Annotated in this window: 30 protein-coding genes; 19 read left to right on the forward strand and 11 right to left on the reverse strand. The window is 53.5% G+C overall.

Translation table 11 applies throughout. The features are described from left to right. Positions 1-20: 20 nt before the first annotated feature. On the reverse strand, positions 21-923 hold the full coding sequence (locus RAL91_RS00955) for an SMP-30/gluconolactonase/LRE family protein (protein WP_306259111.1): 903 nt from the start codon (positions 921-923) through the stop codon (positions 21-23). A gap of 81 nt (positions 924-1,004) precedes the next feature. Here RAL91_RS00955 and RAL91_RS00960 point away from each other — a divergent pair, with 81 nt between their 5' ends. Beyond that, entirely contained in the window at positions 1,005-1,433 is a 429-nt protein-coding gene (locus RAL91_RS00960) for a heme-binding protein (protein ID WP_306259112.1), read from the forward strand. Here RAL91_RS00960 and RAL91_RS00965 read toward each other — a convergent pair. Then, positions 1,430-2,470: an L-idonate 5-dehydrogenase gene (locus RAL91_RS00965; RefSeq protein ID WP_306259113.1), complete on the reverse strand. Its 1,041-nt coding sequence runs from the start codon at positions 2,468-2,470 to the stop codon at positions 1,430-1,432. The two genes, RAL91_RS00960 and RAL91_RS00965, sit on opposite strands and share 4 nt — an antisense overlap. A gap of 171 nt (positions 2,471-2,641) precedes the next feature. On the opposite strand from RAL91_RS00965, the gene RAL91_RS00970 reads away from it, so the two are divergent. From RAL91_RS00970 to RAL91_RS00985, 4 genes are all read left to right on the forward strand, one after another. After that, a complete protein-coding gene (locus RAL91_RS00970) occupies positions 2,642-3,409 on the forward strand; it encodes an SDR family oxidoreductase (RefSeq protein ID WP_306263118.1) in 768 nt (255 codons plus the stop codon). Positions 3,410-3,416: 7 nt separating this feature from the next. After that, a complete protein-coding gene (locus RAL91_RS00975; protein ID WP_306259114.1) occupies positions 3,417-3,950 on the forward strand; it encodes a gluconokinase in 534 nt (177 codons plus the stop codon). Between the two features lies 1 nt (position 3,951). Next, positions 3,952-4,827 (forward strand): NAD(P)-dependent oxidoreductase, encoded by an 876-nt coding sequence (locus RAL91_RS00980; protein ID WP_306259115.1) that lies wholly within the window; start codon positions 3,952-3,954, stop codon positions 4,825-4,827. A gap of 61 nt (positions 4,828-4,888) precedes the next feature. Continuing rightward, complete coding sequence (locus RAL91_RS00985; protein WP_306259116.1) at positions 4,889-5,227, forward strand: hypothetical protein; 339 nt, start codon at positions 4,889-4,891, stop codon at positions 5,225-5,227. Between the two features lie 11 nt (positions 5,228-5,238). Here RAL91_RS00985 and RAL91_RS00990 read toward each other — a convergent pair whose 3' ends face one another. The 5 genes from RAL91_RS00990 to RAL91_RS01010 form a co-directional block, all read right to left on the reverse strand. Beyond that, complete coding sequence (locus RAL91_RS00990) at positions 5,239-5,958, reverse strand: cytochrome b561 domain-containing protein (RefSeq protein WP_306259117.1); 720 nt, start codon at positions 5,956-5,958, stop codon at positions 5,239-5,241. Between the two features lie 3 nt (positions 5,959-5,961). Then, the gene (locus RAL91_RS00995; RefSeq protein ID WP_306259118.1) at positions 5,962-6,834 is read right to left on the reverse strand and encodes a carbohydrate ABC transporter permease; all 873 of its coding nucleotides are present in this window, start codon (positions 6,832-6,834) and stop codon (positions 5,962-5,964) included. Continuing rightward, the gene (locus RAL91_RS01000) at positions 6,834-7,751 is read right to left on the reverse strand and encodes a carbohydrate ABC transporter permease (RefSeq protein ID WP_306259119.1); all 918 of its coding nucleotides are present in this window, start codon (positions 7,749-7,751) and stop codon (positions 6,834-6,836) included. The genes RAL91_RS00995 and RAL91_RS01000 overlap by 1 nt, the downstream gene beginning before the upstream one ends. 101 nt (positions 7,752-7,852) lie before the next feature. Continuing rightward, positions 7,853-9,181, reverse strand: coding sequence for an extracellular solute-binding protein (locus RAL91_RS01005; RefSeq protein WP_306259120.1), 1,329 nt, complete (start codon positions 9,179-9,181; stop codon positions 7,853-7,855). A gap of 32 nt (positions 9,182-9,213) precedes the next feature. Then, on the reverse strand, positions 9,214-10,296 hold the full coding sequence (locus RAL91_RS01010) for an ABC transporter ATP-binding protein (RefSeq protein WP_306259121.1): 1,083 nt from the start codon (positions 10,294-10,296) through the stop codon (positions 9,214-9,216). 154 nt (positions 10,297-10,450) lie between these two features. On the opposite strand from RAL91_RS01010, the gene RAL91_RS01015 reads away from it, so the two are divergent. The 5 genes from RAL91_RS01015 (at position 10,451) to RAL91_RS01035 (ending at position 16,156) form a co-directional block, all read left to right on the forward strand. Further along, positions 10,451-11,503, forward strand: a complete 1,053-nt coding sequence (locus tag RAL91_RS01015; protein ID WP_306259122.1) for a LacI family DNA-binding transcriptional regulator — start codon at positions 10,451-10,453, stop codon at positions 11,501-11,503. A 102-nt stretch (positions 11,504-11,605) separates the two neighbouring features. Next, positions 11,606-12,643 carry a LacI family DNA-binding transcriptional regulator gene (locus RAL91_RS01020; protein WP_306259123.1) on the forward strand — a complete coding sequence of 346 codons (1,038 nt, stop codon included), beginning with the start codon at positions 11,606-11,608 and terminating at the stop codon, positions 12,641-12,643. Positions 12,644-12,750: 107 nt separating this feature from the next. Then, positions 12,751-13,980 (forward strand): sodium:proton antiporter, encoded by a 1,230-nt coding sequence (locus tag RAL91_RS01025; RefSeq protein ID WP_306259124.1) that lies wholly within the window; start codon positions 12,751-12,753, stop codon positions 13,978-13,980. Beyond that, positions 13,977-15,599 carry a glutamate synthase-related protein gene (locus tag RAL91_RS01030; RefSeq protein WP_306259125.1) on the forward strand — a complete coding sequence of 541 codons (1,623 nt, stop codon included), beginning with the start codon at positions 13,977-13,979 and terminating at the stop codon, positions 15,597-15,599. Before RAL91_RS01025 ends, RAL91_RS01030 begins: the two co-directional genes overlap by 4 nt. A gap of 188 nt (positions 15,600-15,787) precedes the next feature. Beyond that, positions 15,788-16,156: a PRC-barrel domain-containing protein gene (locus RAL91_RS01035; RefSeq protein ID WP_306259126.1), complete on the forward strand. Its 369-nt coding sequence runs from the start codon at positions 15,788-15,790 to the stop codon at positions 16,154-16,156. A 124-nt stretch (positions 16,157-16,280) separates the two neighbouring features. Here RAL91_RS01035 and RAL91_RS01040 read toward each other — a convergent pair whose 3' ends face one another. Beyond that, positions 16,281-16,529 carry a hypothetical protein gene (locus tag RAL91_RS01040; protein WP_306259127.1) on the reverse strand — a complete coding sequence of 83 codons (249 nt, stop codon included), beginning with the start codon at positions 16,527-16,529 and terminating at the stop codon, positions 16,281-16,283. 191 nt (positions 16,530-16,720) lie between these two features. Between RAL91_RS01040 and RAL91_RS01045 the strand changes: the two genes are divergently transcribed. The 6 genes from RAL91_RS01045 to RAL91_RS01065 all read left to right on the forward strand — a co-directional run bounded on the left by RAL91_RS01045 (position 16,721) and on the right by RAL91_RS01065 (position 21,172). After that, positions 16,721-17,233, forward strand: coding sequence for a DUF992 domain-containing protein (locus RAL91_RS01045; protein ID WP_306259128.1), 513 nt, complete (start codon positions 16,721-16,723; stop codon positions 17,231-17,233). A 195-nt stretch (positions 17,234-17,428) separates the two neighbouring features. Continuing rightward, positions 17,429-18,115 (forward strand): hypothetical protein, encoded by a 687-nt coding sequence (locus RAL91_RS01050; protein WP_306259129.1) that lies wholly within the window; start codon positions 17,429-17,431, stop codon positions 18,113-18,115. A gap of 64 nt (positions 18,116-18,179) precedes the next feature. Next, positions 18,180-18,392, forward strand: a complete 213-nt coding sequence (locus RAL91_RS24985; RefSeq protein WP_371932470.1) for a DUF6855 family protein — start codon at positions 18,180-18,182, stop codon at positions 18,390-18,392. 111 nt (positions 18,393-18,503) lie between these two features. After that, on the forward strand, positions 18,504-19,952 hold the full coding sequence (locus tag RAL91_RS01055; RefSeq protein WP_306259130.1) for a sodium:alanine symporter family protein: 1,449 nt from the start codon (positions 18,504-18,506) through the stop codon (positions 19,950-19,952). Between the two features lie 732 nt (positions 19,953-20,684). Then, complete coding sequence (locus RAL91_RS01060; RefSeq protein WP_306259131.1) at positions 20,685-20,969, forward strand: hypothetical protein; 285 nt, start codon at positions 20,685-20,687, stop codon at positions 20,967-20,969. Next, entirely contained in the window at positions 20,966-21,172 is a 207-nt protein-coding gene (locus RAL91_RS01065; RefSeq protein ID WP_306259132.1) for a hypothetical protein, read from the forward strand. Before RAL91_RS01060 ends, RAL91_RS01065 begins: the two co-directional genes overlap by 4 nt. 16 nt (positions 21,173-21,188) lie before the next feature. Here RAL91_RS01065 and RAL91_RS01070 read toward each other — a convergent pair whose 3' ends face one another. After that, positions 21,189-21,686, reverse strand: a complete 498-nt coding sequence (locus RAL91_RS01070) for a DUF1993 family protein (RefSeq protein WP_306259133.1) — start codon at positions 21,684-21,686, stop codon at positions 21,189-21,191. A gap of 401 nt (positions 21,687-22,087) precedes the next feature. Here RAL91_RS01070 and RAL91_RS01075 point away from each other — a divergent pair, with 401 nt between their 5' ends. The 3 genes from RAL91_RS01075 to RAL91_RS01085 all read left to right on the forward strand — a co-directional run bounded on the left by RAL91_RS01075 (position 22,088) and on the right by RAL91_RS01085 (position 22,803). Continuing rightward, positions 22,088-22,249 carry a hypothetical protein gene (locus RAL91_RS01075; protein ID WP_306259134.1) on the forward strand — a complete coding sequence of 54 codons (162 nt, stop codon included), beginning with the start codon at positions 22,088-22,090 and terminating at the stop codon, positions 22,247-22,249. Positions 22,250-22,364: 115 nt separating this feature from the next. Beyond that, on the forward strand, positions 22,365-22,526 hold the full coding sequence (locus tag RAL91_RS01080) for a hypothetical protein (RefSeq protein WP_306257934.1): 162 nt from the start codon (positions 22,365-22,367) through the stop codon (positions 22,524-22,526). A gap of 115 nt (positions 22,527-22,641) precedes the next feature. After that, positions 22,642-22,803 carry a hypothetical protein gene (locus RAL91_RS01085; RefSeq protein WP_306257934.1) on the forward strand — a complete coding sequence of 54 codons (162 nt, stop codon included), beginning with the start codon at positions 22,642-22,644 and terminating at the stop codon, positions 22,801-22,803. Positions 22,804-23,035: 232 nt separating this feature from the next. Here the strand turns inward: RAL91_RS01085 and RAL91_RS01090 are convergent, their stop codons facing one another. Continuing rightward, positions 23,036-24,358: a TRAP transporter large permease gene (locus RAL91_RS01090; RefSeq protein ID WP_306259135.1), complete on the reverse strand. Its 1,323-nt coding sequence runs from the start codon at positions 24,356-24,358 to the stop codon at positions 23,036-23,038. After that, a complete protein-coding gene (locus tag RAL91_RS01095) occupies positions 24,355-24,867 on the reverse strand; it encodes a TRAP transporter small permease (RefSeq protein WP_306259136.1) in 513 nt (170 codons plus the stop codon). The genes RAL91_RS01090 and RAL91_RS01095 overlap by 4 nt, the downstream gene beginning before the upstream one ends.

Here is a 24,867-nt window from a genome sequence, read left to right on the forward strand (position 1 = left end):
TTAGCAATGCTTTGGTGCCCTTACGGCCACTGCACCCCTTGCCGGTTCAGGCTGATCATATAGACACTCGTCGAAGCGGTAATAAACAACTGATGTTTTGACCGCCCGCCAAAGCACACATTCGACACCAGTTCAGGAACCAGAACCTTGCCGATCAAATCACCCGATGGCTTGATGCAATGCACACCATCGGCGGCGGACGACCAAAGATTGCCGTCACTATCCAGCCGAAACCCATCTGCAAACCCTTCGCTGATTTGGTGAAACACAGCACCGCCACTCAGACGATTATCTGCATCCACATCAAACACACGGATATGTCGCTCTGCATCCTCGTCAAAGATCGCGCCCGTATCAGCCACATAAAGCTTGTCTTCATTGGGTGAAAAGGCAAGTCCGTTGGGACCAGAAAAATCGGTCAGCACCACATCAATTGTGCCCTTGGACGGATCAACGCGGTAAACCTGACAGGGCAGTTCCTGCTCGGATTTGAACCCTTCATAATTGGTCTTGATGCCGTAATGCGGATCGGTGAACCAGATGGTCCCATCGGATTTCACAACAACATCATTGGGCGAATTCAGCCGCTTGCCCTCAAAACTGTCGGCAATCACAGTGACCGAGCCATCAGCCGCTGTGCGCGTGACGCGCCGCGTGCCATGTTCGCAGGAAATCAATCGCCCCTGACGATCCCGCGTATGCCCATTGGCATAATTGGAAGGTTCGCGATAAATGCTTGTGCCAAGCCCGGGTATCCAGCGCATGATCCGGTTGTTGGGAATATCCGAAAACAGCAGGCAATTGGCATCGCCAAACCAGACCGGTCCTTCAACCCAGTCAAACCCGGTGGCAATTTGCTTGACCGGCGCATTTCCAAGTACATAACTGCCGAAGGATTTATCCAGAACCTCAAAAAATGCCATTCAAGCCTACCCTTTTTGTATCAATTCACGACAAATATGTTATCGATATCATATCCATTCGTTTCTGCAAGGAGCCTTAGCATGAGTTTCACCGCCGCCAAAACCCAACTGACCCATCAGGGCGCCATGGCAATGCTGAGCGCCGCCATAGCCGAGGCGGACCGGATTGGGCAGCCACAATGTATTGTTGTGGTCGATGTCAGCGGCGAGCTGATTGCGGAAGTCAGAATGACCGGTGCCAAATTTCTCAGCCGAAAAAGCGCCTTTGCGAAAGCCCAGACAGCTGCGTCCATCGGCGCACCCAGCGCAAATATTCCTGCCGATTTCCGCCCCGGCATTGCTGCGGCAACCGGCGGAAGCGTCACAGGATTACCGGGCGGACTGCCGATCAAAATCGGCGATGATCTTCTGGGCGGCATTGGCGTAGGCTCGGGAACCGGCGAACAGGATATTGACGTTGCCAACGCGGCCCTTTCCGCAATTGGCGCTGATACGTTTCCGCAAGCCTAGGCGCTTGCAGAAAACTGAATTTGCGTCTTCATGGATTGACCACGATCGGTCGCCACGTCAAAAGCTTCCACCGCATCATCAATGCCAAATGTGTGGGAAATCAGTGGTTTTACATCAATCTGTCCGCTTTGCATCAATTGCACAGCCGTGGGGAATTCCTCGTGGAAGCGGAATGAACCGCGCAAATCCAGTTCCTTGGCGGTCAGCAACAACATCGGCAAAGTCATATTACCGCTCATTCCAAGCTGCATCACCACGCCGCGCGGACGCATGACCGCCATGCCGGCAGCCAGCGCAGGAGCCGCGCCTGAACATTCAAACAGCACATCAAAATAACCCTTATCCGGCTGGTAGGCTTCCAGAGCATCCGGCGCTGTCACCACATTGATGGTCCGGTCCGCACCAACTTTCGTGGCATAAGCAAGAGGCTGATCTGACAGATCGGTCACCACAATTTCGGCAGCACCAGCGGCACGCGCGGCCAGAATGCAAAGTGTTCCAATGGGCCCGCTTCCGGTAATCAGAACCTTCTTGCCCAGCATTTCCCCCACGCGCCGTACCGCATGAAGTGTCACCGACAAAGGCTCGGAGACAGCAGCCTCACCTGCCGTCAGGCCATTGGCTTTCACACATTGGCTGGCATCTGCAATCAGGCTTTCCTGAAAGGCACCCTGAATATGCGGGAACGGCATTGCTGACCCGTAAAACCGCATATTGAGACAATGATTGCGCTTTCCTTCTGCACAATATTTGCAGCTTCCGCACGGACGTGATGGGGAAATCGCAACCAGATCGCCAATTTCAAGCCCCTCCACCCCGTCGCCCAGAGCGCGGATATAGCCGGAGACTTCATGACCCAGTATCATCGGCTCCTTGATGGTGATCGGCCCGAAGCCACCATGATTGTAATAGTGCAGATCGGAACCGCAGATACCGCCCGTCGCCAGTGTAATGGCAACTTGCCCCGCCTTGGGGCTCGCTTCCGCACGCTCTTCGACACGCAGATCCTTGGCTTTGTGAATAACGATGGCACGCATGATGTATGACTTTCCTGACTGGACGGGGGTTTAAACTCGTATTTGAGTTCAGACCCTAAAGCATTTCACAGAGAAACGCATTTTCCGCAAAGTTACCCTTGAAGATGTTATCGATAACATATACAGAAGTGTGAACTCCTGTCGAGATGAAAAAGGACCCTTGGTGTGACAATTGGAACGAAGCTTTTTGACCTGACCGGGCGCACTGCGCTGGTAACCGGATCGTCGCAAGGAATTGGATTTGCGCTGGCAAAAGGTCTGGCGGAAGCCGGAGCTGCCATCATTATCAATGGCCGTGACAAAACGAAAATTGCCAGCGCCGCTGCTGAGCTGTCCTCCATTGGCCCGAAAGTTCACCAACTGGCCTTTGATGCCACCGATCATCGCGCTGCCAAAACAGCCGTGGACGGATTTGAAGCTGAAACCGGGCCCATCGACATCCTCATCAACAATGCAGGCATGCAACACCGCACGCCGCTGGAAGATTTTCCGCCAGAGGTTTTTGAAAAGCTGCTGAGCACCAATATTTCCACCGTATTCAATGTCGGACAGGCCGTTGCCAACCACATGATCAAACGCAATGCTGGTAAAATCATCAACATTGCATCGGTGCAGACCATGCTGGCACGGCCTGGCATTGCCCCTTATACGGCAACAAAGGGCGCTGTCGGCAATCTCACCAAAGGCATGGCCACGGACTGGGCGCAATATGGCATGCAGGTCAACGCCATTGCGCCGGGCTATTTTGACACCCCGCTGAACGCAGCTCTGGTGGCCGATCCAGACTTCAGCGCGTGGCTGGAAAAGCGCACACCAGCCGGGCGCTGGGGCAATGTGGACGAATTGGTCGGGGCCTGTATTTTCCTGAGCTCTGCAGCATCTTCCTTCGTCAATGGCCACACGCTTTATGTCGATGGAGGCATCACTGCCTCACTCTGATCAATCCATGTCCGACAACAAATCAGTCAAAGCACGCCTGTTCGTCGTAATGGGCGTTGCCGGCTCCGGCAAATCATCCATTGGTGAAGCCCTGGCCGAGAAGCTGGGTGGCCTTTATCTGGATGGCGACACCTATCATCCGCAGGCCAATGTGGAAAAAATGAGCCGGGGCGAACCGCTCACCGATGAAGATCGGTGGCCGTGGCTGGAGCGCTTTGCCAAAGAGATGCAACAACGTGAAGGCATCATCATTGGCGGCTGCTCGGCGCTGAAACGCGCCTATCGTGACCACATTACAGCGGCAGCGGGTGAACGTACCACCTTCGTCCACCTGTCCGGTAGCCGCGAATTGATCCGAAACCGCATGGGTGCCCGCACCGGCCACTTCATGCCGGTCACCCTTCTGGACAGTCAATTTGCAACCCTGGAGCTGCCAGCCCTGGATGAGGATGCTGTCACCATAGATATTGACGCGCCAGTGGACACCATTGTCGCCAACGCAATTGCCGCGCTGCAAAGCAGCGGCCACGAAAGGGAATAGAATGTCAAACAAGGTTGCACTCATCGGTGCCGGCGTTATGGGCAGCGCCATCGGCACACGCCTGCTGGAAACAGGAAACCAACTGGCGGTGTTTGATCTGGATAAGGACAAGGTTGCGGCTCTGGTCTCCAAAGGCGCAACAGCACCGGCCTCTGCAGCTGCTGCGGCAGAAGCATCAGACTTCGTCATTCTCAGCCTTAATTCGCCAAACATTGTGCGCGCTGCCGTCTTTGGCAAAGACGGTGTTGCAGCAGGCGCGAAGCCCGGCACGCTGATCATTGACATGTCATCCATTGATCCTGAATCCACCAAGGCCCTGGCTACCGAGGCGGCAGAGCACAAGCTGGAATGGCTGGATTGCCCGCTGTCTGGCGGCGCGCCCAAAGCAGCCATCGGACAATTGGCGGTGATGGTTGGTGGTCAGAAAGACGCCTTTGAACGCTCAAAAATTGTGATGGATCATCTCTGCGCCAATTACACCCTGATGGGGCCAAGCGGCGCAGGCCAGACCACAAAGTTGATCAACCAGGTTCTGTGCGCGTTGAATTTTGTGGCCGTGGCAGAAGCAACCCAACTGGCCCTGGATGCCGGGGTTGATGCGACCCAGATTCCAAAAGCCATTGCCGGTGGCCGTGCCGACAGCGCCATTTTGCAGGAATTCATGGCCAAATTTGCACGCAAGGATTATACGCCGACCGGCAACATCAACAATATGGTGAAAGATTTGAACGGTGTGCAGGACCTGGCCCGGATCACCGGCACTTCCATGCCATTGACTGCGGTCTGCGCGGAAATTCACCGTGTTCTGGTCGCAGCTGGCCTTGGCGAAGCCGACAATGCCGTTCTGATGAAGTATTTTGAAGGTCCTGCCGCATAGCGTGCGGCCCAACGGGCAAACCCCTTTCATTCAACAACTCATACAAACAAGGAATATGCCCGTGATAACCCGATACGCATTGTTCGAAGGAACCGTGAAAGAAGGCCAGACACCCGCCTTCAGAAAATTTGTGAATGAAAAACTGGTGCCGATATGGACGCAGTTCGACGGCGCAGTGGAAGTCCGGGTCATGTTCGGCGAAGACCGCGATGAAGGCGCACCGGAATTCCCGCTAATCCTTGCCATAAGCTACGAAGACACGGCCGGTATGGAAAAAGCACTGGCCTGTGACGCCCGTTTCAAATCACGCGAAGTGACCGGTGAAATGGTGGAACTCTATTTCGACGGACGCATCCATCACCATGTCATGGCAGCCAACGCACATCCGCTAACGGCCTGACGCACATTACTCTATTCGTCGGCTTCCTCGTTCAGCCGACGAATTCCCGGACCAATCGGCTTCATGCGATTGCCGGGATGGACAGGGTCCGGGCCCCAGATCGCCTGATAGGTATCGATGGTTCGGCCCTTGGCTTGCAGGCGGATAAACACAACCGCCAGAACACACCACCACAACGCAATACAGATCCACATCCAGCGCGGTGCATTGCTGTCCCAAAGCCCGGTAAAAATAGTCCCGATTGAGAGCAAAATCGCGCCATAGCCAGCTGATTTGTGGACATACTCGAATATGCGACGCCGCTTGGTCATGTCATAATGATCGCCGTGCATGGACCCGTCAGCGCCGATCTCGGTTGGCCCACCCTTGGTGCCACGATAAATCCCGGCAATGAACTGAAGCAGGCATAACACCACAACAGTCCAGCCAAGAACCGCATGCGGATGAATTTGAAAGACGCGGCCCGGATTGGTGAGGATCAGCAACAGCGCGACAAGCACCACCACCCCACCGGAAATCTGCAGATAAAGATGCGAGCGCCACCACGCCAGATTATCTATTTCCCGTGGCCAATCCTGCCGCGGCATAATTTTGAAAAAGCGGGCAATGATAATGCCGATGGGCAGCAGAAATGCCCAGGCCAAAACCATCAGGCGTCCATGCCATGCAACGTTAAAACCAACTTCGTGCAATCGCGATGGATCAATTGGTAATAACAGCCATTCAATCATGCATCAGCCTTTAACAGCGCCTGCTGTCATACCGGTAATGATCTGCCGTGAGGCGACAAAGGTGAAGATGATCGGCGGCACAGCCAGCAGCATGCCGGTTGCCATGATCACACCCCAGTCAATGTCATATTCGGTCAGAGAGTTCACGATGGTTACGGGTACTGTGCGTGAATTACGATCCGCCAGCGCGTTAGCCAGCAAAAACTCGTTCCAGGCAATTCGGAAGGTGAAAATCGAGGCGGCTGCCAAACCAGGTTTGATGATCGGCAGCACCACCAGAAAGAACACCTGGAAAGGTCCGGCACCATCCATCCGGGCAGCTTCTTCAAGCTGGATAGGCACCTGAATGATGAAGCTTTGCAAAATCCAGATCACAAAGGGCAGGTTCATGGCGACATAGACCAGAATGATGCCCGCTTTTGTGCCGTCAATCTGGAACTGGAAGGTCCAGATTCCAAACACCGGCACCAGCAGAACTGCCGGCGGCACCATGCGCATGACCAGCGTGGTCAACGACACCGTATCCCGGCCCATAAAGCGGAACCGCACAATTGCGTAGGCCGCCATACAGCCAATCACCAATGTCAGTGCAGTGGACACAATGGCAATCGTCAGAGAGTTCATCAGCGCACGACCAAAGGTCGGATCGCAATATTCCACATGCTCCGGCGCGTACCACAACATGTCGCACAGCGCGGTTTCGTAGTTGCGCAGCGTCGGCATGAAAATCAAGCTGGTCGTGTCAGACATAATGTCCACATTCAGCTTCAACGAGGTCATCAGCATCATCAAGATGGGTCCGACCGACATGATGACCAGTGCAACAATCAGCGCGTAAAAGGCCGGGTTTTGTTTATCGTAAACCTTGTCAGCCATCAGTCATCTCCCTCAGCTGCAGCCCGCAATCGTGCCGTGCGCATTTCAGAAACCTTGTTGTAGAAGAACATCGCCAGCGTCAGCAGCAGCAGGACGATCAGCAAATAGTTGGACATCGCCGCAGCTTCGCCAAGTTCGCGGAATTCCGACGCTGTGCGCGATATGCGCAAGGACAGAATTTCGGTCGACAGCCCCGGTCCGCCATTGGTCAGCACCAGCACAACTTCCAGAACCTTGAAGGCATCAATCAGGCGCAGAAGACAGGTCACAATCAAAACCGGCATCATCAGTGGCAGTTTGATATGCCAAATCTGCTGCCAGCCGGTCGCCCCGTCAATACGGGATGCCTCCAGCGCAGATTGCGGCAGCGACTGCAAGGCCGCCAGCGACAGAATAAAGATGAAAGGCGTCCACTGCCACACATCGGCAATGATCACCGAAGCAAAGGCCCAGCTGCCATCCGACAGCCAGGGAACCGACTCAAAGCCCAGCGATTTCAGCGTGCGGTTAAAAATACCAACAGTCGGGTGATACATGTAGCGCCACATCAGACCGACAACGATGGGAGCGATCATCATCGGCAGAATAAACAGCGTGCGCAGCGCCGACATGCCTCTGATATTGCGGTCCAGCAACAGCGCCAGACCAACGCCGACAAGCATTTCCAGAAAGACAACAATTCCGGCAAATTTCAGGGTAACGGAAAGACTCTCACGAAAGCTCTCATCGCCCAGAAGGTTGATGTAGTTCCGCAGGCCGACAAACTCAGCTTCGCCAATGCGCTGGCTTGGGTTCCAGTCCAGAAAACTGGCATAAATCATGTAGCCAATGGGATAGAGCAGCGCGATAACAAGGATCACAACAGCCGGAGCCAGAAACATATACGGGGTCAACCGATTGACATTTGCCATTTGCATGATGAGCGCCTGCGTTTCCCTGGAGTGAGAACAGTGTTTCGGGGGTCCGGAACGGGGCTGAATGTGCCCCGTCCCGGTTATCGAGTTCTAATCCTGGGAGATCAGTTCCAGGTGTAGTAGCCGGCCTCGTCCATGATGGCCCGGGCACGCTCGGCAACACCATCCAGAGCTTCCTGAGGATCAAGATCTTCCGTCAGAACCTTGGACATTGAGGTTCCGATATCGGCATTGATCTTGCCCCAGGTTGGGATGATTGGACGCCAGTCAGGATCAGCATATTTCAGGGCTTCACCGAAGGTTGCGGAATAAGGATATTTCTCATTCAGCCCGGCATCTTCATAGGTTGAGAAGCGTGATGGGTTTCCACCAGCCATGGCAACCATCAGATCACCTTTTTTGGAAGTCAGCCACTGCATCAGCAGGAAGGCAGCTTCCTTGTTCTGGGCGTTCTGCGGAATGGCAATACCAAATCCACCTGTCTGGGAGCCGCGACGGACGCCTTCAGGATGAAGGGCATAGCCAACTTTACCGGCCACTTTGGATTTGGAAGGATCTTCAAAACCGGCAGCAAAGGCAATCGAGTCCATGAACATGGCAGCCTGACCCTGCGAGAACGCAGCAGCCGCTTCAGCAGGTCCGAATGTCTGTGCACCTTCCGGACCACAATCCACGATAGTTTTCAGAGCATTTGCAGCAGCAACACCGGCTTCATTATTGATGATCGGGTTCCACTCACCGTCAAACACACGGCCACCCAACGGCGCCAGATGCAGGAGGAATGCGTGGCTGGCCTGATGGCCTGAGGCTGCACGGGATGCCATGCCACCAACGCCTGGCTCAACTTCTGGAATTTTGCAGGCTGCATCAAGAAGCTGGTCATAGGTTTCAGGAACCGCGATGCCATGCTTTTCAAAGATATCCTTGCGATAGGCCAGAACGGATGTTTCTGATCCGAATGGAATACCATAAAGGGAGCCGGTTTTGCCGGGCAGATAACCCTTCGTGCCACCGGCAACGCCGATATTCTGCACATAACCGTCAATCAGATCATCTGCATCATACTTCGGATCAGACAGTTTCGGGTTCATGAAATAGCGTGCAAGGTTCTCAAGCTGATCTGCAAATACGTAATCGGCTTTGGAGAACACCACATAGGCGATCAGATCGTAATCGCCTTCATCCTTGGTCAATTCCAGGGTCTGGCGCTCGCGCATTTTCAGATACTGCAATTGATCGACTTCAACGCGAATACCGGTTTCCTTGGTGAATTCCGGCAGAATTTTCATCACTGCATTATAGTGCGGATGGGCTGGAAAGTTCACCACCAGGGTGGTGCCTTCATAAGGCTCGTATGGGTTTGCCAGAACAGTGGATGACATCATAGCCAACCCAGCTGCCGCAGCCGTTGTGTATTTCAGGAAATTCAGCATCAATGTTTCCTCCCTTAGTGCTGAGAACAGGCTCAAAGCCGCTTTCCGGACGTATGGTCGAAAAGCATTATTTCGTCCGTGCGAATTGCAAACTCGTTGATTTCGCCCGCTTTGACAGGTGAAGAACTTTCGTACTCCACAAGAACATCGGCAGCGCCACAGCGCGTTACCAAAACAGATTGGGCACCCAGATATTCCGAGACGATGATCCGCAGGGAAATGGGCGCGCCTTGTGAGACATCTGATGAGAAAGACGATGGACGGATACCGACAGAAACTGACTTGTTGGTATAGCTGGCAAGCCGCGTGGACTGCTCGTCCGTCAAAGGCAATGAGAAGCCATCGCCCTTGACAGTCAGCTGGCCGCTTTCAGTCATCAACTCGCCATCAAGGAAATTCATGGTCGGGCTGCCAATGAAGCCGGCGACAAATTTATTGGCCGGAGATTTGAACAGCTCTTCCGGCGTGCCCTGCTGTTGAATAATGCCTTCGGACATCACCACAATACGGTCGCCCAGCGTCATCGCTTCAATCTGATCATGCGTCACATAGACCATGTTCTTGTCGAGCGTGTTGCGCATTTCCGCCAGCTCGGTGCGCATTTTAGCGCGCAGCTTTGCATCCAGATTGGACAATGGCTCATCAAACAGGAACGTCGAGGCATCGCGCACCAGGGCACGGCCCATGGCCACCCTCTGGCGCTGCCCGCCTGAAAGTTCGGCCGGCTTGCGTTGCAGCAGATGATCAATATTCAGCATCGTTGCGACGCGCTTGACCTTGTCATCAATCTCGGATTTTGGCACCCGCGCCAGTCGCAGCGCAAAGGACATGTTCTTTGCGATGTTCATGTGCGGGTAAAGCGCATAATCCTGAAACACCATGGCCAGATCGCGCTCTTTGGGTTCCAGATGGCTTATCGGTTTTTCATCGAAGTAAATCTCGCCACCACTGAGCGTTTCAAGCCCGGCAAGAATACGCAGAGTCGTGGACTTGCCGCAGCCTGAAGGCCCGACGAGCACAGTGAACTCACCATCACTAAGTTCAAGGTCGACCGGTGGCAGCACGCGAACACTACCAAAACTCTTCTCAATCTTTTCGAAACGGATATTCGGCAAGCCACCCTCCCAAGCATGCTTCCACAAATTGTTACCGATACCAAAGCCGATAAATTATCTCGCATACAATTGAATTCTGAAAAAACTACGTTAGCGCTAACGTAAAATCTCTGCTACATTGACCGGGCGATCGACCAGTCAAATGGACACTGAAATGCCCGCTGGAATACCATCAAATCGCCCTGCAAAAATTGAAGATGTTGCGCGTGCCGCCGGCGTCAGCATCATGTCGGTGTCCCGTGTCATGCGCGGCGTTGAAGGCGTGTCACCTGCCAAAAGAACCGAAATTCGCCGCATTGCGCGCAAATTGAGCTATTCACCCAGCAGTGTGGCCGGTTCTCTGGCCGCAGCAAACTCCACCCTGATCGGCATTTCCATGCCCACATTGTTTGAGGCTGTCTTTGCCGAGATTCTGGATGGCATGCGCGGCATCTTCAACAAGGCCGGGCTGCAGGCGATTGTCGAAACCACCGATTATGTGGAAAGCTTTGAGGAAAAATGGGTGGAACGCATGATCGCGTGGCATCCGGCAGGTGTGATCCTCAGCGGCGTGTTTCACAGCAAAACCACCGAGGAACGCTTGCGGAATTCAGGCATTCCGACCCTGGAAATATGGGATTATACCGACACGCCAATTGATATGTGCATTGGCGTTGATCATTTTTCGGCCGGTTATGAAATGGGGCTTCATCTGGTGCGTCTTGGTTACAGACGCCCGGCCTATGTGGGCGTGAAACTGAACAAGGATCCGCGCGCCGAAGATCGCGTTGCCGGATTGTCCAAAGCCTTTTCAGAAGTCGGATCAGGCATTCATGCAAACTCCAGACTGGCGGATACCGCATCCTTTGAAGGCGGGATGAAAGGCACCATTGAAATTCTCAACAATACGGCACCGACACCGGATGTGATCTGCTTCCTGAATGATCACATGGCCTTTGGCGGCACAATGGAGTGTGAACGGCGCGGCTTTTCGGTGCCTGACGACATTGGCATTGTCGGCTTTAACGGCCTGAACATAAATGAGGTTCTGTCAAAACGTATCACAACATCGGTCACGCCCCGCACCTTGATGGGGGCAACGGCCGCCCGCATGCTGGTGGCGCGCATCTACGGTGCCAAGACCGAGGAAAAAATTTTGATGCCCGTTGAAATCTTTGCTGGAGATACAACAAAAGACACGACGAAAACCGGCGATACCAACACATAAGTGCCGCGGCGTGCCTTGCCTATTGCTGCAAAATGCGATCAGATGATATCGATAACAGTTTCCAGAATTTGCTGGAATTTGCCAAAACCTGAGTATCGCCGCATGTCGAACAGTCCAAAGCAACCCACCATGATGGATGTGGCGCATCTGGCAGGTGTGTCACCGATGACCGTGTCACGCGCTTTGAAACCCAACACCTCTGTCAGCGAAGCCACACGCGCGAAAATACGCGCGGCAGCCGATGAACTGGGTTATGTTCTGGACAGCACCGCAGCTGGCCTTTCATCGCGCCGCACAGGCTTTATAGCCGTCACCATTCCCTCTATTAACAACGCCAATTTTGCCGATACATTGCGCGGCCTCACGCAGGTTCTGCAGGAAACCAGTATGCAGGTTCTGCTGGGTTACACCGATTATGACGTGGCTGAGGAAGAACGGCTGGTCGAGCAATTTCTGCGCCGCCGCCCGGAAGCCATCATTGTCACCGGCCATGCCCATACCGATCGGTGCAGACGCATGCTGGAAAAATGCGGGGTTCCGGTCATTGAAATGTGGGACCTGCCCGAAAATCCCATTGGCCAGGTTGTCGGCTTTTCCAATGCCCACGCTGCAAAACTGATGGTCGATCATTTTGTGGCGCAAGGGTACCGCAAAATCGGTTTCATTGGCGGCGACCCGTCACGCGACACACGTGGCCAGGACAGGCGACGGGGGTTTCTGGCCGCATTGGAAGCCCATGGCCTCGACACGTCCCGCATGATCGCGGCACAGCGCCCCCCGATCACCATGCGTGAAGGCGCACATTCCATGCGCCTGATGCTGGAAAAATGGCCAGATATCGAGGCGCTGATGTGCGTGTCCGACCTGTCAGCCTTTGGTGCCATGACCGAATGCCAGCGTCAGGGATTGCGCATACCCGATGACATCGCCATTGGTGGGTTCGGCGCTTATGATTTGTCTGAGCAGGCCCTTCCCCCGATCACCACCATTGATGTGAGTTCAGAAGACATCGGCCGCATTGCTGCGAATGTCATTCAAAACCTTCTGTCTGCAGATGCCGGCAAAACCTATGAGACCATACATCGCATTGAACCAAAACTGTTGGCACGAGACAGTTCGCTGCGTCACAAAGAACGGTAACGTCAAAGTTAAATGACTTAAACATCATTGCAGTGCCATCATAATCAAATGCTGATGATGTCTCACATTCACGATCCGGGAGCCGCGCAACAGGAGGCCTCAATTCAATGATCGGTCTGCTGGTTCTGGCGCTCTTCACCATTGCATATTCCATGCTGGCAAAACGTCTTGCCAACACCATGGTCACAGCACCCATGCTGTTTCTGGGCTTCGGCTTCTTTCTGTCAACCACCGAGCTGATGCCCAAAGCGGGTGCAGAAGAAGCGCTTCATCTGGTCGCTGAACTGGCGTTGATCGTCCTGCTGTTTCTGGATGCGGCACAGATCAATTTGAAAATACTGCGCCAGCATCACGTCTGGCCCTTGCGGATGCTTGCAGTCGGTCTGCCGCTGTCACTTGTCATCGGCACGCTGGCAGCGTGGCCCTTTCTGCCGGGTTGGCCTCTTGTGGCCGTTGCACTTGTCGCAGCCATTCTGACCCCAACCGATGCAGCCCTTGGCCAGGCCGTCGTGACGAATGAGTCTGTGCCGGGTCGGGCGCGCCGCGCGCTTTCGGTCGAAAGCGGACTGAATGACGGCCTTGCCTTGCCCGCAATATTATTGCTTGCCAGCCTTGCCATATCTGAGACAGGCCAAGACGGCACCAATTGGGCCTGGTTTGGTGCAAAGCAGTTGATATTTGGCCCGCTGGTTGGATGCGCTGTCGGCCTGTTGGGCGGCAAAATTCTGATCTGGGCCAAAGACCACAATACCACAGCCGACACTTATGAAGGGATCGGAGCCCTGGCGCTGGCCGGGGCCGCCTACATGGCGGCAACCGCGATTGACGGAAACGGATTTATCGCCGCCTTTGTTGCCGGCATTGCCTTTGGCCATGCGGTCAAAGGGCGTTGTAAATTCGTCTATGAATTTACCGAAGGCGAAGGTCAGCTTCTGACATGGGCCGCCTTCTTTCTTCTGGGTCTGACCCTGATGCCGGAAGCTCTCCAGCATCTGTCACTTCCCATGTTTGGTCTGATCATGGTCAGCCTGTTTATTGTTCGCCCATTGGCGATTTATCTCTCGCTGATCGGGACCGATGCACAGACAAGCACCCGGCTTTTCTTCGGTTGGTTTGGCCCAAGAGGGTTGGCGACGGCCTTGTTTGCGCTGCTCGTTATCCCCAGGATTGATACGGGCCTGGCCGAACCTGTCCTTCACATCGCCATCAATGCTGTTTGGATCAGTGCCTTGTTGCACGGCATCAGCGCCGCCCCCGGCGCGCATTTTTATGCCTTGGTCACAAGCCGAAAATCACCTCAAAAGAACACTCAGAACAGGGATCAGGAAACCTCATGAAGAAAATATCAATTGCGACATATGGCAAGATTGAAGACCGCAAACCGGAACATGCCTTCGTCGCAGGAATAGATCTGGTCATCGTACGATTTGACGAAGATATTTCGGTTTTCTACGGCCGTTGTCTTCACCGTGGTGCGCTTATGTCTGATGGCTTTGTGCGTGGCCAGAACCTTATTTGCGGGCTGCACAATTGGGATTACCGCCTGGATTCAGGCGTGTCCGAGTATCAAAATTCAGAGGTTCTGCCCAAATTCAAATCCTGGGTTGAGAACAACGAAATTTGGGTCGATGAGGATGAAATTGCTGACTGGGCTCTCGAGAACCCGCAACCCTTTGACCGCGACGCCTATCTGGGTGTTTACGCAGATACGTCACATGGCACAGAGGAGGAGCCTTATAAGGGCCTGATCCAGGGTTATGCCCGAAATGGCCTGTCAAAGACCGGCCACCATGGCCAGATTGATGCCATGGGCGTGCCGCGCAACCAATTGCCCGACTGGGATGATATTCAACTTCTGACAGCCCAATTGCACAAGCCGCCATTGCTGGATGATGTGCCCGTGGGCACGCAAACCATCATTGGTCCGAACGCACAGAAACCGCTCAAACTGGATATCCCGCTCTTCGTCTCGGATATGAGCTTTGGTGCCTTGTCCGAAACCGCAAAAGTTGCATTGGCGCGCGGTGCCGAGTTGGCGGGCACCGGCATTTGCTCCGGCGAAGGTGGGATGCTGCCGGAAGAACAGGCCGAAAATTCGCGTTATTTCTACGAACTGGCGTCCGGTCGGTTTGGATTTGAATGGGAAAAGCTGGACAAGGTTCAGGCCTTTCACTTCAAGGGCGGACAGGGCGCAAAAACTGGCACAGGCGGGCATCTTCCGGGCAATAAGGTGGTTGGCAAAATTGCTGAAGTGCGCGGTCTGGCAGAAGGCGAAGCAGCAATCTCCCCCGCGCGCTTTCCCGATTGGACGGATGTCAGCCAGATCAGGGAATTTGCCGACGAGGTGCGGGACCGCACAGGCGGCATACCCATCGGCTACAAACTGTCGGCGCAACATATCGAGAAGGATATTGATGCCGCGCTTGAAGTCGGTGTGGATTACATCATCCTGGATGGCAGAGGGGGTGGCACCGGCGCAGCGCCCGTCATCTTCCGCGACAATATTTCGGTTCCCACCATTCCCGCTCTTGCCCGCGCAAGGCGTCATCTGGACGCTTCGGGCCGCAGCGATGTCACGCTTGTCATCACAGGCGGCCTGCGAAAACCAGCTGACTTCATCAAGGCCATGGCACTGGGCGCGGATGCCATAGCCGTCTCGAATTCAGCCATGCAGGCCATCGGCTGCATTGCCATGCGCGCTTGTCACACCAATAACTGCCCGGTTGGCATCGCCACGCAGAAGCCGCATCTGATCAACCGTCTGATTGTGGAAAAATCCGCGCAGCAATTGAAGAACTTTTTCGAAGCATCAGTGGAACTGATGCAGGTCATGGCGCGTGCTTGCGGACATGACCACCTTTCACAATTCAACGCGGACGATCTGACAAGCTGGAAACGCGACATGTCCGATTTATCGGGCGTGGCATATGGAGGCTTCTCCAGCCAGTCAAACTGACAATTGGTAGCACGCGTGAGGCTCAAGGTCTGTCACGCTTTGGACTGCGCGGTTTTGAGATTTGACGTTTATGGTGACCCTTGCAATTTGCTCCGGATTTCAGAAATTATTCAAATTTTGCGGAACCACCGACAGGGATCAGGCGTTATTTGGGTGTACTGAAACGCGACAGCGGAGAGGAGATTAAGATGTCTGATTTAAGCATCCAAGAAAATAACATCCCTGCCTCCAAGGTGAAGGGCACTGATGTCTATAATTTCAAGGGCGAGCACCTTGGCGAGATAGATGACATCATTCTGGCAAAACAGAGCGGCAAAGCACAATACGCCGTTATGTCCTTCGGTGGCTTCCTTGGAATCGGGGAGGATTATCACCCGGTGCCATGGGACCAATTGCGTTACGACGCCGAAAAGGGCGGTTATCTGATCGACATAGATCGAGATCGTCTGGAAGGCGCACCACGTTACGCGGCCAACAAAGAGCCTGACTGGAATGACAAGGCGTATGGCGGACGGCTTAACGATTATTGGGGCGTGCCACCGGTTGGTTACATCTGATAAGGGCCAGACCCAGGTAGCGACGCTTCGCGCATCCAGGGCATAGGATAAAATGAAAGGAACCGGGCTGATCGCCAGCCCGGTTCCTCCAAATGTCATCAATAGGTAATCAAACTGGCGGAATTTACAGGGTCGCGGCACCATTGTCTTCAGGGGATTCCGGCTTGTGGCCAAGGTCCTCCAGGGCCTGATCAAGATGTTTCAGCTCCGCTCCCACATCATTGTCATTGACCATGGCGCTCTCAGTGGCCGCCCTCATTTCAGCACGCACATCCTCCCTCAATCTCACCAAGTGATCAATCTTCGCGTCTGCTGACAAGTTTGTATCAGTTACGATATCTTCGATTTGTTTTTTCACACCTGTTTCGTCCATGGGCATCTCCAATGCTAAATTACGAATGTCTCGAAAAATCTGAGACATCCCTTCACAAATGCCCGTCATCGCGGTTGGTTCCATTATTGCCGTATGTGCGATCCGCCACGGCAAGGCACCGAGCCTGACGGAACCAAAAAGCGTCAAGACCATTTTATCTGAAGAGCTAACAATGGTGAGGTTCAAATATAATGGAAAAATTAGCTGTTTTTGACACCACGGCCAGCCGACCGGTACTCGCAGCAAGTCTGTTTGCGGTGTTGGGCCTGGCGGTCTTCACACCCGACAGTGCCTGGTCGCAGGCGGACGCACTGTCCAACGCAGGCACACTGACATGTACGGTGGCGCCGGGAGACCATTTAACAAACACGGAGCCCCGCAGTACATCCTGCCAGTTCGAACCGCTTTCAGGACCCAGGATAAACTTCTCCGGAACTTTGAAGCGTCTCAGCGACCCGGCGCCAACGGCTGATCGCATCGTTCTGGTGTGGACTGTGTTCACTGAGGATGGCGAGATTAGCGGTGTTGACCTGGAGGGAGACTACAAAAGCGCAGCAGATAGCGAAGCGACGGAGCGCCATGGCCACTTGATTGCCCAGAGCAATGACCAGATCGAATTACGACCGCTGGTCACAGTGCCTGATGCAATTCCCGAGGATGCTTCGCTGGTGCTGGAGCTCGATTTGAAATATGAACGGGCCTAGCATCAACCTGCAGATGACGACCGCCCGCACCGCGTCCTTTAGGACTTGATGCAGATCATGGTGACAGGTTTCTGACAGGGCCATAATTCCGGCATGTAGCAGCGACTTGCGCATCTGGAACCGGGGTAAGCCCAATGTGTCTCGTACCAGTGGGCTTACCGACATCGGCGTCTGGACAGGATTGAGGTCAGAACAATGGGTGCAGCCCTGACAATAGCCGTTTTGCTGATGATCTCGCTGCTGATCATCAAAGTGGCAACGGTTGCCATGCGGCTGACCGGCCTGCCGGAGCCGGTGGCCCGTTTCCAGTGCATCTCTGCGCTCACAGGGACGGGCTTTACCACCAGCGAAGCTGAAATGATCGTCAATTACCCGATCCGGCGGCGCATTGTGATCACACTGATGGTTCTGGGAAATTTCGGCCTCGTCTCGGTCGCATCAACCTTCATTGTGGCTTTCACGGATGCTGGCGGCAACGGAGAGACAATTATGTTTCAGGTGATGCTGATTGTTCTGGCCATCGTTCTGACCTTTGTCATTATGCTGAACCAGACACTTGATCGGCTCCTGTCGAAAATCACCGGTCGGATTCTGTCTCACACCACCGATATCGAGCATCGCGGATACCACCGGATATTCCAGCTCAGCGATGGCTACAGCATTGTTGAACACGTTTACAAACACGAGACCCCAACAACGTTCGATGCAATAGATCATCACGGCCTGAAATTGCTGGCCATCCAGAGCGCGGGATCAAAGCAGACGCTGACTGTGGAGACAGACCATCCGATAGAGTCCGGCGACGTTCTGGTTTATTTTGGTCATGACGAGGCGCATGAGCAGCATGCAAAGTATGTAAATTCTTCAGCCATGCCTGACTGAGACTTGAGGCTTGAGGCTTGGCCTGATTGCGGACGAACCCTTCAGGGTCCACCAAAAGTCTTCGATGAAATGTTCAGATCGTGACACTCACTCAGTGGGATCGGGTTTTCCAGCTCACGCGCATCAAACCGCACCAATCCGATTTGCGACAGATGAGGCCAACAAGGATGGCACGGTTGAGGCATGGGCGCGCAGCCAGACAAATCCGCTGGGCAGCTATTATGGTTTGCGCTGGCCTTCTACAAGGTTAAAACGATGCAACAGGACAAAGAAATAAGCAAAATGTGATACTTACTGGATTCCCTTAAGATGCTCTGGACTTAGCCAGAAAAATGGTAAAAGCTCGGCGGTTCTAGGCAAAAACACATCAATTAGGGGACTGTGTCGCATGAGCTTTCTAGATCCCATATTCAATCTCATAAATGATCTGACCTGGGGGTGGGCACTGATCCCCATCCTGGTTATTTTCGGTCTGTTCTTCACATCCGCCAGTGGCTTTGTGCAGTTTCGCTTTTTCAAACGCATGTTCGGCGTTCTCACTGGAAACAGCGAAACGTCAGATCCGACGAAGATCAGCGCGCGTGAAGCGCTGTTCGTATCGGTCGGCGGACGTGTCGGCGGTGGCAACATTGCAGGTGTGGCTGTCGCCATCACAGCAGGTGGCCCCGGCGCGGTATTCTGGATGTGGATGATTGCTCTGGTTGGTATGTGTACCGCACTGATCGAAGCAACTCTGGCCCAGTTATACAAACGCACCACACCGGAAGGCGACTATCGCGGCGGACCGGCACGCACGATCATACATGGTCTGGGTGAAAACTATCGCTGGCTCGCAATTATCTATGCAGTCTGTCTCATTGCATCCTTCGCCATTGGGTTTAACGCGTTTCAGGGCAACACCGTAGCCGGCGCTGCGCTGGACAGCCTGTCCATCCCACGCATTTACACCGGAGCCGTGTTAGCCATTGCAACCGGCTTCATAATCTATGGCGGTATTCACCGCATCGCAAAGACCGCAGATGTCGTCATTCCCATTATGGCAATCGGCTATATCGCAATGGCTCTGATCGTCATTGTAATCAATATTACGGGACTTCCCGCTGTCATCTGGGACATTGTTGCAAATGCATTTGGCTTTCGCGAAGCCGTTTCCGGGGGCATTGGTGCCGCCATTGCACAAGGGCTGCGCCGCGGCCTGTTTTCAAACGAGGCCGGCCTTGGCTCCGCCCCTAACGTGGCCGCAACAGCCTATGTCAAGCACCCGGTCAGTCAGGGCATCACACAGAGCTTTTCGGTATTCATTGATACCATCATCATCTGTTCATGCACGGCCTTTGTGATCCTTCTGGGAGACGTCTATCAACCAGGTGTGGAAGGCATTGACGGAGTGGCGCTCACTCAGCAATCCATGGTCAGCCATGTGGGCAGTTGGGCGGCGTATTTCCTGACCTTTGCCATCTTGCTCTTCTCCTTCTCATCCATCATGTACAATTATTATCTGGGTGAGAACGCGTTGACATTTATGACCAGCAATCCGATGGCACTGCACGTTCTGCGCATTGCAATTGTTGGCATTGTCTTCCTTGGAGCTGTCGCGCCGGGGGCAACGTCGATCTTCTCATTCTCTGATCCGATGATGGGCATTTTGGCGGTGGTCAACCTGTTGGCCCTGATGATGCTGTTCCCGGTGGCGATGCGGATAATCACCGACTTCCGGCAACAACTTGCCGCCGGTGTCGCAAAGCCGGTGTTCGACCCCAAAAAGTTTTCTGATCTGGATACAGATCACACAGCTTGGCCGGACGCTCCACAAGTTGAAGCACAAAAGAGCAGCTAATCCGCTTACGAACGCCGTCCAGAGAATTGACTTTCAATACGTCAATATCTCTGCGATGGCGTTCGGCCTGCCGTGTTACCGCACGGCCATCATTGTGGCATTGATAAAAACGCGTCTTGACGGTTTTGATACATTTGGAAAATCGCAAGGGCGCACAAATTCGACTGTTGCCTGAAACGCCACTCAAATGAATGTCTTGAGAAAGCGTGCTGCAGGACGCCTGCTCAATCCGGGATTCTGATTTTCGCAAATCAATACTTCTTACAACAGTCATCTTCTCCAATAAGCCTGAGCATCTTCAGAAAGAGATTCCAGAACGGCATCAAGACGCGGTTCATCTACTGAGGCATGGGCATGACGTTATATACCAGAGCGGACCTTGCCCACCAAGGTGTCTCAAAACCATCTGTCGGACGACTCTGACAAACAGCCAAACTTGGATGCCTTTTTCAGTTATGAGGCTATGAAAAGAGTTTGATCGCCCGATTGAGTCCATCCCCAAAAAACAACGCATTTATGACAACAATACCACGGCGCTTACAACGCTGATGACCACGGTCAGGCTCGAATGCATGGCCACTGAACTTATGCCGTTCATGACGGATGCAGGTTCAAACGCAAGAATTCCAGAAGTCACAGTAACGAAACAGATCAGCTTGCGCTGCAACTGCGATCTGTTGAGCGCGCATAAATTCCGGGCTCTTCCAATCAGGGGTAGTGAAAGGTCAAATCATGCAAATGCATTCTCATCAGCCGCTCAAACAGGTTCACGGTCTGGCACTGCCTTGTCGCCGGAGCGCCTCAAAAACCCGCCTGGTTATCACGGCCGTTCGCGGGTTGCGCACAATAGCCCGTTTCATTATCGCCTACATGGCTTACCGGGCGGTGCTCAAAACCCATCAGTTTCTCCTCAAAAGCCCACACCCATTGCTGAACGACATCGGGCTGACTCACGCCGATTTATTGCGCACCCAAAATGCAATCAGATTTTCAGATTTCTGGCAGGCAAAGCCGTGACAGCAAGTTCGCTTTTTGCGGGCTTGCCGATCATTCTATGCGGGTGTCTTGCTGTCATTTATCTGATGATGACCCCGTTCTTTGAAAACCATCACCCAATCCTGATAAAACGAATGGCAGCTGCTCTTGCTTTCGCATCCCACTATGCATTTCTTGGCATTGCCGTTGCATCAATGGTGAATTTGATTGGTCTGCTGTCCTGACAAGGCCAGCAGATGGTCATCCATAGATATGAAACCCATCAAAATCAGCCTTGCCAATTTTCATACCGCCATGGCGCAATCCGGCATAGCTGATACTCATATGAAATATCATGTTGGGTAAGGCGAAACAGCTGACATACTCTGCCGTAGTTTGAACCAGTTCGGCATCGCCTGCCCTGTGCGAAACAATTGGCGCAACATCTGCCTCGGAAATTGGTTCAATGAGCCGCGAGACCTCGTCTGAAAACCCGAGAAGATCCGCAACAGTATATGTGTCTGGTATTTCAGGCAGGTCAATCTTTGCCGGAAGACACAACGCACGTGCTGCAAATTGAATGGCGATGGCAAGGTTAAATCCCGTCTCAAACATATCCGGTGCCAGGCGCACGGATAAAAGACGCTCGGCCTCTGGCTCATTTTCAAGCAGCAACAAAATTTGGCCGATGCGATGAAGATAGTGTTTTACAGTCTTGGGAATGGACCCGGCCAGGTCCAGATGCTGCTTGTCTTCCATAATACCCTCCGAATGGCGTTCGCGGCTCGATGATAAAGCTCTTTGGGCGAAAAACAGACCCGTATTTTGTCCTGACAACAGGAATCATGGTTTGGATCGGGGTGATTTTTCCGCCATGCACGGCGAATTCCCCTTATTTTTCAAACACAGCTTTGTCACATCGATACACAGGGTTGTGAGGTGTTTCTGTATTTCTGTGAGGTCGATTTTGGCGATCCGCAGAGTTCTGCGGTTTGGCTCTGCCGGTCTCACGCGTCTGTGAATGTTCAGGTTTCGCGAACGAATTGTCGCTGTTTAAATCTCAGAACTTCTTCCTTAAATCCAACTCATCGAGAGGCCAACACCACTCGCAACAAACAAAACAAGACGACAACCGAAAATCAACAATAAGGAATAATAAAATGACTTTTCGTAAAATCGCAGCACCAATCCTGATCCTCGGCTCCATCGCACTTGGCGCATCTGCAGCTTCTGCAAATGTCTACAACCCAGCCAATGACAGCTCACCCGATGCCATGACACCAGGTTACACTGGTCTGGCTAAAGACCTGTACGGCAAATAAGCCAGACACACTCTCCACCGGATGCCGATTGTCTCTCTGCACCCCTCCCTGACAGATGAGATGACCGGCAACCGGAACACCAAACAAACGTCAAGCAAGAACAAGGAACAATAAAATGACATTTCGTAAAATCGCAGCACCAATCCTGATTCTCGGCTCCATTGCACTGGGCGCATCTGCAGCTTCTGCAAATGTTTACAACCCGGCCAATGACAGCTCACCTGATGCCATGACCCCAGGTTACACTGGTCTGGCCAAAGACCTGTCCGGCAAATAAGCCAGACACGCCCTCTACCGGATGCCGATTGTCTCTCTGTTCTCCTCCCTGACAGATGAGATGACCGGCAACCGGAACACCTGACAAACGTCAAGCAAGAACAAGGAATAATAAAATGACATTTCGTAAAATCGCAGCACCAATCCTGATCCTCGGCTCCATTGCACTGGGCGCATCTGCAGCTTCTGCAAATGTATACAACCCAGCCAATGACAGCTCACCCGATGCCATGACCCCAGGTTACACTGGTCTGGCCAAAGATCTTTCCGGCAAATAATAGCTGGAAGAACGCAACAGATACGCTTTGTTGCGGCAAGGATCTCGTCGCCTAACGCGCCCCCTAAGCAGGGCGACGGGATCTGAGCTTAACGGCTCACAAACACCACCGACCACAAGGCCGCCAATAACAAAAATAAAATGGCCAATGGTTGGGTGATGCGGGCCACAAAAGCTCCACCTTCAAAGCCTCCCGATACCCATCGGCGGGCTTTCTTCTTTTGGGGAAGGCTTCAGTATAAAAGCCGGACGAGCGCCAGCGTAATAATCGGAAAGCTCAGTAAGATTCCAACCCGCACAATATCAGTCAGCACGAATGGCAAGACGCCGCGATAGGTCACAGACATCGGCGTACTCTTATCCATGGAATTGATGACAAACAGATTCATGCCCACAGGCGGTGTGATCAGTCCGACCTCCACCACAATCAGCACCAAAATGCCAAACCACAGAGCAAACTCCTCGGTGGTCATGCCGAAATCCAGCCCGGACACAATCGGGAAGAAAATCGGTACCGTGAGCAGGATCATCGACAGGGAATCCATCACGCAGCCAAACAACAGATAGAGCACCAATATGCTCAACAAGATGGCCCAGGCATTGATGTCCTGTTCCAGCACATAATTTGCCAATTCCTGCGGCACCTGAGACAGCGCCAGAAACCCGTTAAACACCGCGGCACCCAGAATGATGAAGAACACCATGCCCGTTGCCGAAGCCGTTGCCAGAATGGCACCCTTGAGCGTCTTGAAGGTCAATCCACCATTAAAGAACGCGATCAAACCCGTGCCAAAAGCCCCGACAGCTGCAGCCTCCGTTGGCGTGAAGACGCCAAGATAAATACCACCAACCACAGCCAGAAACACCAGCAGGGCTGGCCAGACCGGCACCAGCGCCTTGAAACGCGCTCCATACGCCATGCGGTCCCGCACACCACCGGATTTGGGATCAACACGCACATAAATTGCAATGGTAATCATATAGCTCACCGCTGCCAGAATGCCGGGAATGAAGGCCGCAACAAACAGCTTGGCGATGTTCTGCTCGGTCAAAATGGCATAGATCACCAGAATGACAGAGGGTGGAATGAGAATGCCCAGCGTGCCACCGGCAGCCAGAGCGCCGGTCGACAGCGCGGGCGAATAGCCATAGCGTTTGAGTTCCGGCAGAGCCACCTGCCCCATGGTGGCCGCCGTTGCCAGAGATGACCCGCAAATGGCACCAAACCCTGCACAAGCGCCAATCGCCGCCATGGCCACACCGCCTTTGCGATGCCCAAGCCAGGCTTCTGCAGCCTTGAACAAGGCCGTAGAAAGTCCCCCCAGCGTAGCAAATTGCCCCATCAGCAAAAACAGCGGAATGATGGACAGGGAGTAGCTGGAAAATGTTCCGTAGGTCTGGTTCTTCAACTGGGCAAACGCCATCAGCGTCGTTCCATTGATGGCATAGCTGCCCCCCAGTCCGACCAGCAGCATCGAAAGGCCAATGGGCACACGCAAGAAAATCAGGCCAAGCAGCACCGGAAATGACCACAATCCAATTTCAAAACTGCTCACGCCGGCGCCTCCGAACGCACCATCTGCCTCAGACTGCGCAGCAAACAGAACCCTGCAATAAGTACGAAGACCAGCGCACCCGCCAGCGATGCCGCATAAGCCCACCACAGCGGAAACTGAAGAATGAAAGTGGTCTCTCCGTAACGGGTTTTATCGAGCGTACCCAGATAATGCTGCCGGAACAGCAATACGGCCACGCCAAACATCAGCAACTCAATCGTCACATCCAGCACCTGGTTGATACGCGTTGGCAGAAATTGGGTCAGTATTTCCACACTGGCGTGCCCTCGGTTAAGCTGACACCAGGGCAGGAAGGTAAATATGGCAAAGGCCACACCGGCTTCCACCAATTCAAAATCACCTGGAACCGGGCCAAGCCCAAAAGGAATCAGAGCGCGTCCGCTGACGCTGGCCACAGTCAAAAGGGTCAGTAGAACGAGCACAAAACCACCCAGCAGGGCAAACAGGAAACTCAGAGCGTAAGCTGCTCGGTTCACAGCTGAATACAT

The organism is Pararhizobium sp. IMCC21322 (assembly GCF_030758295.1).
GTDB lineage: Bacteria > Pseudomonadota > Alphaproteobacteria > Rhizobiales.